Raw genomic sequence first — 10100 nt, forward strand, 5'->3', positions numbered from 1 at the left:
CGCGGCCGCGCCTCAGCCCTCCTTGCGAAGCCCCGAGAAGACCAACTGCACGACGGCGTCGGCGATTTCCTGTACCCCGGCGCCGCGGACGTCGGGCCGGTACCACTCCACGATCGAGTTGATCATGCCGAACACCAGCCGGGTCGCCAGCCGGACCTCTATGTCGCCCCGTACGTCGCCGTCGGCGGCCGCGGCCTTCAGCAGATCGGCCACCCTGTGGTCGAATTCGCGGCGGCGCTCCAGGGCCCATCGCTCGGTGCCGGTGTTGCCGCGCACACGCAGCAGCAGTGTCACGTACGGCAGTTCCGCGATGAGGACCTCCACCATGCGGCGCGTCACGTACTCGAGACGCTCCACGGCGCGCCCCACGCGCGCGTGCTCCTCGTCGAGGATCCCGAACAGCCCGTCGAGCGCCCGGCTGACGGCCCGCCGCAGCAACTCCTCCTTGCCCGCGACATGGTGGTAGATCGACGACTTCGAGATGCCCGCCGCCTTGGAGAGATGCTCCATGGACGTGCCGTCGTAGCCGCGCTGGATGAAGACCTCGACGGCGACGGAGAGCAGCGTCTCGGGGGTGTAGGTGTCGCGCTTGGCGGCGGTCATGAGGCGGACTCCCGCTTCTCGGAGGCGTACGCGTGACGGTAGAGGGCCAGTGACGGCGCGCAGCGCCCGGACGGATCACGCCGGTGCAGATCGTCCAGCAGGGCGTACGCCCAGTTCCTGCCGAGCCTTCGGCTCCATTCGACGGGACCCAGCGGGTAGTTGACGCCCAGCAGCATCGCCGTGTCGATGTCCTCCGCCGTGGCCACGCCCTTGGCGACGGCGTCGAGGGCCAGGTCGATGAGCCGGGCGACGGTGCGGGCGACGATCATGCCCGGCACATCGCCGATGATGCTGACGTCCTTGCCGAGCGCCTGGAAGAGTCCGGTGGCCTCGGCGACCGTCCGCGCGGAGGTGTCCTGCGAGGCCGACAGGGCGATCCGGGTCGCCGCGCGGTAGTCGAGCGCCAGGTCGAAGTAGACGACGTCGCGGAACTCGACGGACGTCCGGCCGTCCGCGAGCGCCAGTTGTCCGCCGCCGGGCAGCACCAGCCGCGTGCCCTGATCCTCGCCCTCCTCGCGCACCGTGATGCCCGCCTCGCGGATCAGCGCGAGCAGGTCGTGGGCGGGGCCGAGATCGCCCTCGGCGAGGACGTACGCCGGAGGCTCGGCCGGTTCGGCGGTGTGCGGCTCGGGCCGCTTCGCGCCGTCCCCGTACGCGTACCAGCCGCGGCCCGACTTGCGGCCCAGCATCCCGGCCTCGACGAGGCGGCGCTGGGCGAGCGACGGGGCGAAGCGCGCGTCCTGGAAGAAGGACTCCCACACGGAGCGCGTGACGGCTTCGTTGACGTCCTGCCCGATGAGGTCGGTCAGCTCGAACGCGCCCATCCGGAAACCGCCCGACTCCCGGAGCACCGCGTCGATCGTGGCGGGGTCGGCGCCCTGGTTCTCGTACACCGTGAAGGCCTCGGCGTAGAAGGGGCGCGCGATGCGGTTCACGATGAAACCGGGGGTGTCGGCGCAGGCCACCGGGGTCTTGCCCCAGGAGCGGGCCGTCTCGTACGCGCGCGTGGCCGATGCCGTGTCCGTCGCGAAGCCGGAGACGACCTCGACGAGCGGCATCAGCGGTGCCGGATTGAAGAAGTGCAGCCCGACGAACCGGCCGGGTTCGCGCAGGGCGCCGGCGATCGCCGTGACGGACAGCGACGAGGTGTTGGTGGCCAGCAGGCAGTCGTCGCCGACGACGTCCTCGAGCTCGCGGAACAGCTGCTGCTTGACGTCGAGCCGCTCGACGACCGCCTCGACGACGAGGCCGGATCCGGCGAGCTCGGCCAGGCTTTCCACAGGCTGCAGACGGGCGGTCGCCGCGTCGCGTTCCGCACCGGTCAGCCTGCCCTTGTCCACCAGCCGGCCGAGCCGGGCGTCGATCGCCTCGGCCGCCGCTTTCGCGCGGCCGGGCGCGGCGTCGTGCAGCCGCACCGGATGTCCGGCGACCAGCGCCACCTGGGCTATGCCCTGGCCCATGGTGCCGGCGCCGACTATGCCGACCGGGGTGCCGGGGCTGGGACCGGCAGGATCGGGGCCGGAGCGGCCGGTGCCGGAACGGCCGGGGCCGGAGCGGTCGGCGTCGGGTCCTGTCATGTTCGCGATCCTCCCGCACCGGGTTATCCACAGGCTCGGCGGATCCCCTTGTCCCGACCGATCGTTCGGTTACTCTAACTCTGTCCGTCCGTTCCTGCCCAGCCGCCGGCTCGACGAGGAGCCGGGGAGGAGTTGGTCCCCGATGACCGCCGAACTCACCGCGCATCAGCTGATCGACAAGCACCGGCCCACTCTCGACCAGGCGCTGGAAACGATCCGCACGCGCGCGTACTGGTCCCCGCACCCCGAGCACCCCAAGGCCTACGGCGAGAACGGCAGCCTCAGCGCGGCCGACGGCAAGGCCGCCTTCGACGCTCTCCTCGGCGGCCGTATGGATCTCGGCCAGCCGGGCACGGACGACTGGGTCGGCGGCGAGGTCTCGCCGTACGGACCGGCACTGGGCATCACCTATCCGCATGCGGACATCGACGTCCTGCTGACCGCGATGCGCGCGGGCATGCGCGCGTGGCGGGACGCGGGGGCGGAGCTGCGCGCGGCGACGTGTCTGGAGATCCTGGCCCGGATCAGCGCCCGCACGCACGAGTTCGCGCACGCCGTCATGCACACCAGCGGACAGGCCTTCATGATGGCGTTCCAGGCGGGCGGCCCGCACGCCCAGGACCGCGGCCTCGAAGCGGTGGCGTACGCGTACGCGGAGCAGTCCCGGACGCCGGGCACCGCGGAGTGGACCAAGCCGCAGGGCAAGCGGGACCCGCTGGCGCTGACCAAGCAGTTCACGCCCGTGCCGCGCGGCATCGCGCTGGTGATCGGCTGTAACACCTTCCCCACCTGGAACGGCTACCCGGGCCTCTTCGCGTCCCTGGCCACCGGCAACGCCGTGCTGGTCAAGCCGCACCCCCGCGCGGTCCTGCCGCTCGCGCTCACCGTGCAGGTGGCCCGCGAGGTGCTCGCCGAGGCGGGCTTCGACCCGAACCTGGTGGCCCTGGCCCCCGAGCGCCCGGGCGAGGGCATCGCCAAGACCCTCGCCGTACGCCCCGAGATCAAGATCATCGACTACACGGGCTCGACGGCGTTCGGCGACTGGCTCGAGGCCAACGCCCGCCAGGCGCAGGTCTACACGGAGAAGGCCGGCGTCAACACGGTCGTCGTCGAGTCCACCGACGACTACCAGGGCATGCTGGCCAACCTCGCCTTCTCCCTGTCCCTCTACAGCGGCCAGATGTGCACCACCCCGCAGAACCTGCTGATCCCGCGCGACGGCATCACCACGGACGCAGGCCACAGGACCTACGACGAGGTCGTGGCCGACCTGGCCGCCGCGGTGAGCGGCCTGCTGGGCGATGACGCGCGCGCCAACGCGCTCCTGGGCGCCCTGGTCAACCCGGATGTGAAGGCCCGCCTGGAGGCCGCGTCCGGCCTGGGCGAGGTCGCCCTGCCGTCACGGGAGATCGGCAACCCGGACTTCCCGGACGCCGTGGTCCGTACGCCGCTGATCGTGAAACTCGACGGCGCCAAGCCGGACGACGAGGCGGCGTATAGGAGCGAGTGCTTCGGCCCGGTCTCCTTCGCCGTGGCGGTCGACTCGGCGGCGGACGCGGTGGAGCTGCTGCGGCGCACGGTGCGCGACAAGGGAGCGATGACCGTCGGTGCGTACACGACGTCAGAGGAGGTCGCCCAGGCGGTCGAGGAGGCGTGTCTGGAGGAGTGCGCGCAGCTGTCCCTGAACCTCACGGGCGGCGTATACGTCAACCAGACCGCCGCGTTCTCCGACTTCCACGGCTCGGGCGGCAACCCGGCGGCGAACTCGGCTCTGTGCGACGGGGCGTTCGTGGCGAACCGGTTCCGGGTGGTGGAGGTGCGACGGGAGAACTGAGAGCCCTCAGAGGTGGGTTGCGATGATGCACTGCCGGCAGCGTCGCGACCCACTACTCGTCACACGTGGGGGTCCGTGTCGAGCTCTGTGTCGTCCGTGCCGTCTGTGCCGCGGACATCCATGCCACCGAACTCCCTGCCACTGGCGGACGACCAGTGGAAGAGAGCCATGGCCACGCTGGTCGCCAGGTTGTAGCTGGAGACCTGAGGACGCATCGGCAGGGACACCAAGTGGTCCGCCCGCGCGCGGACTTCGCCGGACAGCCCGCTCCGCTCAGAGCCGAAGGCGAGGACCGCGTCGTCCGGGATCTTCAGACCGCGGATGTCCTCGCCCTCCGCGTCGAGCGCGAACAGCGGCCCCGGCGGCAGATCGGCGACGTCCAGTCGCTCCACCGCCGTAGCGAAGTGCAGTCCTGCGCCGCCGCGTACGACCGTCGGATGCCAGGGGTCGAGTGTGCCGGTGGTCACCACGCCCGTCGCCCCGAATCCGGCCGCGAGGCGGATCACCGCTCCGGCGTTGCCGAGATTGCGCGGGTTGTCGAGCATCACGACCGGCGCCGATCGGGGCGTACGCGCCAGCGTCTCCAGGTTGGCGGTACGCGAGGGGCGTATGGCCAGAGCGACCACACCGGTGGGGTGGATACGCGGGACGAGGGCCCGCAGCGTCTCGTCCGTGACCTCGACCAGCAGCGCACCGAGCGGATCCCGCAGGTCGGGGGCGAGGTCCTCGGCCAGGCGGAGCGCCGCCGCCCGGTCGCCGGCCAGGGCGACGGGAATCTGCGCGCCGAAGCGGACAGCGTGCTTGAGGGCGTGGAATCCGTCCAGCAGTACGGCCGTGCCGGCGAGCCCGCGCCAGGTGCGTACCGCGTCCGTTGAGATCGCGGTGACCGGTGCAGGGGGCTCGTTCATGTCGTGAAGCCTACGCGCGCGTGCTCCGCGCCCTCCGGGTCCGGCTCCTCGCCCCGGCGCTGTCCCGGCATCCTGCGTTCCCCCCGGGGACCGCGCCCCAGCGAAAACAGCCCTCCACGCGCGCGTGCCGCCCATCGGCCCACACGCCTGAGGAACGACGTCGGCAGGAAGACGGCGTCTGCGGTGATCATCGCGAGCGAGAAGAACGGCAGGCCGAGGACGACGGCGATCACGGCGTGCTCGCAGATCATGGCCGCCAGCAGCACGTTCTTGAGGCGCCGGTTGAAGAGGGTGAACGGAAACGCGACCTGGATCGCGACCGTCCCGTACGTCATCAGCATCACGAGGATGCCGTGCGCGGCGAGCGCGTCGGAGAGGGCGGGCCAGGGCGAGAAGGAATCGAGCTGGAGCGGGTAGTACACCGCGGTGCCGTCCTGCCAGCGGCTGCCCTGGATCTTGTACCAGCCGGCCGTGGCGTAGATCAGACAGGCCTCGGCCATGATCACGAAGAGGGCGGCGTTGTGGACGAGATTGGCGACGATATCGAGGAGCAGACGCGGCTCTCCGCCCGGTGCGCGCCGCCCGACGGCCCACCACAGTCCCTGTACGGCCCACAGGCCCCAGAAGATCAGCAGCCAGCCCCAGCGGAGCTCGCCCATGAACGTCACCACGGAGAGCGCGAGCCCGAGCACCCACCACAGGACCGGCCCGATCCGGTCCCGGCCCTCGCCCCGCAGAGGCCCTCTCTCGCCCACACCGGAAAGCTCGCCACGCGCGCGTGCCTCCTCGCTGGCGTGTGCCTCCTCACGCGCGCGTGCCGCCTGCGCGCGTCGCAGCCGCCGTGCGTCCAGCGACCAGACCTGTCCGCAGCGCGTGAGCACCAGATAGACGGACATCAGATGAATGACGTTGTCGCCGCCGTCGCCCATGAAGATGCTGCGGTTCTGCAGCGACAGCACCCCGACCATGAACAGCACGGACATGGTGCGGGTACGCCACCCGAGCATCAGCAGGACGCTGGAGAGCATCGCCAGTGCGTAGACCGTCTCGAACCACAGCCTGCTGTCGGACCACATCAGCGCCGTGAAGGCGTGATTGCCCGCTATGAGCTGCTGGGCCATGTCCCAGTCCCACGGCCCATCGGGCCCGTACAGCTCATGGCGGTTCGGCAGCTCGCGCAGAAGGAACAGCAGCCAGGTGGCGGAGAAGCCGATACGGATCACCGCGGTCTGGTACGGGCCGAGTGCGGTCGCGGTGACGCGGGCGATGCCACGCGAGAGCAACGCGACGGGACGGTCGAGACGGTTCACCGGGCATCCACCTCAGCCTTCACGTCCCGGGCCAGAGGCACGTCGTCCGGTGTCACGGGCCACCAGGGAAGCTCGCGGAACACGGGCCGGGTGTCGATCTTCTCGTCGCTCCACTCGGGCGGCGCCACATTGGCCGTCCTCGAACGGACCTGGACACGCTCGATGACAGCGCCTCGTCCACCGGCGTTCTCGCGATCGAGACGCAGCAGGACGATGCGGCGTATGTAGCGCTCCGAGAGATCGCCGCGCAGACCGGCCGGGCGGTTCTCGGCGTCGTGCGAGGAGACGTAGAAGTCCCACGCGCGACGCAGTTCGTTCTGCTGGGTGTGGCTGGGCAGCAGGTTGCCGTCGATGGCGGCTCCATCCTGCGCGGAGAGGTCGTACCAGCCGGTCCTCCGGACGGCTCCGTCCGCGGTACGGACCTCGGCCCTCGCCTGCACCGAGATGTTCTGCTGCAGGGGATTGGGGGCGAAGAGCTTCCAGTTCTGCTCGAACTCCGGATATATCCAGTCGTCGATCGCCTGCCCGTGCTGCTTGGTCACGGTGTTCGACGGAGCGACGTGCAGGAACACCATCGCGAGGTGCGCACACGCGGCCAGCGCGACTGTCCCGAGCGCGAGCGCGGCGACGATCTGGTAGCGGAACGAGAGCGCCGCGATGCCGGCCCGGCGAGCGGGGAGTGCTTGGGGTGGCGGCGGCTGAGCCTGGAAAGGCGGCTCAGCCTGGAAAGGCAGGGGCGGCGGCTCAGCCTCGGCAGGTGCGGGCTGTGCAGCGGCGGAGGAGGGCGTGTCGGGCCGGGCGGCCCGGGCGCTCGAGCCCTCGTCGTACGCGTCCATTCCGCCCCGATCCCCGATTGCCGACTTTCGCACCGGACGGTACCCAGGTCTGCCCGCCGGGCACAGCGGTCCGTGACGTTGTCCACAGGGTTGACACCTTACGGCGCCAGTCCGCAGCCCCGTCCCGTCCGTAACGGAAGCAACAGGCCGCCCGAGGGTCAAGGGTTCGCAGGTGGAGAGCGGTGCGGCTCCGGAGAACCGTGCGGCTCTGGAATCTGCTCGTGCCGTTCCCTTCTCTTAGAACCTGTTCTATCTTGACGCCCCGTCAGACAGGTTGACGTTGCCCAGCTCACTGGACTGCTCGACCGAGTTGCCCGTGCCCGTGCCACATCGGTCGCCGTATCGCGGGAGGACAGGCCGTGGATTTCACCTTCACCGAGGAACAGCAGGCGGCCGCAGAGGCGGCGCAAGCAGTGTTCGCGGGAGTCACGCCGGACGGCGTACCCAGCCCTGCCCTCACCCCGGGCGCCGTCGCCGAAGACCTCGACCGGGCGCTGTGGGCCAGGCTCGCCGACGCCGATCTGCTGAGCCTGCTGCTCGGACCCGAGTACGGCGGCGCCGGCCTGGACGCCATCGCCCTCTGCCTCGTACTGAGGGAATCCGGGAAGGTCCTCGCCCGCGTCCCGTTGCTGGAGAGCAGCGCCGCGGCATACGCGGTACAGACCCACGGCGGCGAGGAACTGAAGCGTGACATTCTGCCGCGTGCCGCACGCGGCGATCTCGTCCTGACCGTGGCCGCCAACGGCCGTACCGGCCACGACCCGGCCGAACTCGCCGTCACCGCAGAACGGGACGGCGACGCATGGGTGCTGGACGGCGTGCAGACAGCGGTGCCCTGGGCACAGAGCGCCGACCTGATCATGGTTCCCGCACACACCGGCGACGGGCGAACCGTCCTGGCGCTCGTCTCCCGCGGCCACGAGGGCACGGGGCTGGCCGAGCAGGTCTCGACGAGCGGCGAACGCCTCGGCGACATTCGCCTGGACGCGGTACGCATCCGCGCCCGCGACGTCATCGAGGCCGAAGGGGCCTGGGAAAGGCTGCGCAACCTCCTCGCCACCGGCACCTGCGCGCTGGCGCTGGGCCTCGGCGAGCGAGTCCTCGCCATGACCAGCGAGTACACCGGCAAACGCGAGCAGTTCGGCTTCCCGATCGCCACCTTCCAGACCGTCGCCGTACAGGCCGCCGACCGGTACATCGACCTGCGCGCGATGGAGGCCACACTCTGGCAGGCCGCCTGGCGCATCAGCACGGCCGCTGGGGGCGCGCTGCCCACGTCGGGCGATGTGGCGGTCGCCAAGATCTGGGCGTCGGACGGCATACGACGGGTCGTGCAGACCGCCCAGCATCTGCACGGCGGCTTCGGCGCCGACACCGACTACCCGCTGCACCGCTACCACGCCTGGGCCAAGCACCTCGAGCTGTCGCTCGGCCCGGCCGCGGCGCACGAGGAAGCACTGGGCGAGTTGCTCGCCGCCCATGCCCTGAGCTGACCTGCCCGCTACGCCCCTACCGACTGAGCCGTGGTCGCCAGGCCCCCTACAGCACGAAGCCCGGCTGCCCCTTGGCGTCCACGACCGGACGGCCGGCGGCAGCCCAGACCTGCATACCGCCATCGACGTTCACCGCGTCGATGCCCTGCTGCACGAGGTACATCGTGACCTGCGCCGAGCGCCCGCCGGACCGGCAGATGACATGAACCCTGCCGTCCTGCGGCGCCGCCTCGGTCAGCTCGCCGTACCGGGCCACGAACTCACTGATGGGGATGTGCAGCGCCCCCTCGACGTGGCCGGCCTCCCATTCATCATCCTCGCGGACGTCCAGCAGGAAGTCGCCGGCCGACACCTCGCCGACCTCGACCGTGGGCACACCAGATCCGAAATGCATAAACCCGACGCTACCCGACCGCGCCTCGCCGATTCACGGCTGCACAGCGGACCGCTGCACAGTGGACCGCTGCACAGTGGACCGCGCCGCCAGCTCGTGCGGAAGAAAGGCTCTGCGCACTTCGCCGTGGCAGCCGATGCCGCCTGACCGGCTAACCGGCCAGCAGCCGCGCCAGCTCCGCCTCGCGCTCCGCGACCTCGGCCAGCAGCTGCTCGGCGATCTCGTCGAGCAGCCGGTCGGGGTCGTCGGGCGCCAGCCGCAGCATCGAGCCGATCGCGCCCTCCTCCAGCTCGCGGGCGACCACGGTGAGCAGCTCCTTACGCTGCGCCAGCCACTCGAGACGGGCGTACAGCTCTTCGGTGGGGCTGGGCCGCCGTTCGGCGGGCACCGGCCCTGCGGCCCACTCCTCGGCCAGCTCCCGCAGCAACGCCTCGTCACCATGTGCGTACGCGGCGTTGACCCGCGAGATGAACTCGTCGCGCCGGTCACGTTCCCGCTCGTCGTCCGCCAGATCCGGATGCGCCTTGCGTGCCAGCTCGCGGTAGAGCTTGCGGGCCTCGTCGCTCGGGCGTACCCGCTGCGGCGGCCTGACCGACTGATCGGTGAGCATCGCGGCGGCCTCCGGGCGCAGCCCCTCCGAGTCCATCCAGTCGTGGAACAGCTCCTCGACCGCCGGCATCGGCATGACCCGCGCCCGCGCCTCCTGCGCCCGGCGCAGATCCTCGGGATCACCGGTGCGAGCCGCTCTGGCCTCGGCGATCTGCGCATCGAGCTCATCCAGCCGTGCGTACATCGGACCGAGCTTCTGGTGGTGCAGCCGGGAGAAATTCTCCACCTCGACCCGGAACGTCTCGACGGCGATCTCGTACTCGATCAGCGCCTGCTCAGCGTTGCGCACGGCCTGCTCGAGCCGCTCCTCGGGCCGCCGCGCATCAGAACCAGACCGCTCACTTGCGGCAGCTCGCTCGTCTCGCGGCTCCTGCACAGGCGGCTCGGTCTCGGTCGTCTCGGCTTCCGGGGTGGTCACCGGGCCAGCCTAGGCCACGGATGCGAAAGGCGGGCTGGGGCTGGGGGAAGGCGGGGAGGGACCGGGACCGGCAGTCATACGACCTGGGGAGGGGCCCCGCCCCCCACCCCCTCCCTCC

General features: G+C 70.9%; 9 protein-coding genes. 2 read left to right on the plus strand and 7 right to left on the minus strand.

Translation table 11 applies throughout. The features are described from left to right. Positions 1-12: 12 nt before the first annotated feature. Both STSP_RS08680 and STSP_RS08685 read right to left on the minus strand, forming a co-directional pair. Positions 13-603: a TetR/AcrR family transcriptional regulator gene (locus STSP_RS08680; RefSeq protein ID WP_067274275.1), complete on the minus strand. Its 591-nt coding sequence runs from the start codon at positions 601-603 to the stop codon at positions 13-15. Continuing rightward, a complete protein-coding gene (locus STSP_RS08685) occupies positions 600-2180 on the minus strand; it encodes a 3-hydroxyacyl-CoA dehydrogenase (protein ID WP_078066999.1) in 1581 nt (526 codons plus the stop codon). The genes STSP_RS08680 and STSP_RS08685 overlap by 4 nt, the downstream gene beginning before the upstream one ends. A gap of 142 nt (positions 2181-2322) precedes the next feature. On the opposite strand from STSP_RS08685, the gene paaN reads away from it, so the two are divergent. Further along, complete coding sequence (paaN, locus tag STSP_RS08690; protein WP_067274278.1) at positions 2323-4014, plus strand: phenylacetic acid degradation protein PaaN; 1692 nt, start codon at positions 2323-2325, stop codon at positions 4012-4014. Positions 4015-4073: 59 nt separating this feature from the next. Here paaN and STSP_RS08695 read toward each other — a convergent pair whose 3' ends face one another. From STSP_RS08695 to STSP_RS08705, 3 genes are read right to left on the minus strand one after another with little or no spacing between them, the layout of a single operon-like run. Next, positions 4074-4922 carry a TrmH family RNA methyltransferase gene (locus STSP_RS08695; protein ID WP_078067000.1) on the minus strand — a complete coding sequence of 283 codons (849 nt, stop codon included), beginning with the start codon at positions 4920-4922 and terminating at the stop codon, positions 4074-4076. Continuing rightward, positions 4919-6232, minus strand: a complete 1314-nt coding sequence (locus STSP_RS08700) for an HTTM domain-containing protein (protein WP_067274280.1) — start codon at positions 6230-6232, stop codon at positions 4919-4921. Before STSP_RS08700 ends, STSP_RS08695 begins: the two co-directional genes overlap by 4 nt. After that, positions 6229-7068: a DUF5819 family protein gene (locus STSP_RS08705; RefSeq protein ID WP_067274283.1), complete on the minus strand. Its 840-nt coding sequence runs from the start codon at positions 7066-7068 to the stop codon at positions 6229-6231. The genes STSP_RS08700 and STSP_RS08705 overlap by 4 nt, the downstream gene beginning before the upstream one ends. 359 nt (positions 7069-7427) lie before the next feature. Between STSP_RS08705 and STSP_RS08710 the strand changes: the two genes are divergently transcribed. Beyond that, positions 7428-8561: an acyl-CoA dehydrogenase family protein gene (locus STSP_RS08710; protein ID WP_067274286.1), complete on the plus strand. Its 1134-nt coding sequence runs from the start codon at positions 7428-7430 to the stop codon at positions 8559-8561. Between the two features lie 46 nt (positions 8562-8607). Here STSP_RS08710 and STSP_RS08715 read toward each other — a convergent pair whose 3' ends face one another. Further along, entirely contained in the window at positions 8608-8937 is a 330-nt protein-coding gene (locus STSP_RS08715) for a rhodanese-like domain-containing protein (protein ID WP_067274289.1), read from the minus strand. 169 nt (positions 8938-9106) lie between these two features. Beyond that, complete coding sequence (locus STSP_RS08720; RefSeq protein ID WP_067274292.1) at positions 9107-9982, minus strand: hypothetical protein; 876 nt, start codon at positions 9980-9982, stop codon at positions 9107-9109. Positions 9983-10100: the final 118 nt, after the last annotated feature.

It is taken from the genome of Streptomyces jeddahensis, from assembly GCF_001642995.1.
GTDB classification, from domain to species: domain Bacteria; phylum Actinomycetota; class Actinomycetes; order Streptomycetales; family Streptomycetaceae; genus Streptomyces; species Streptomyces jeddahensis.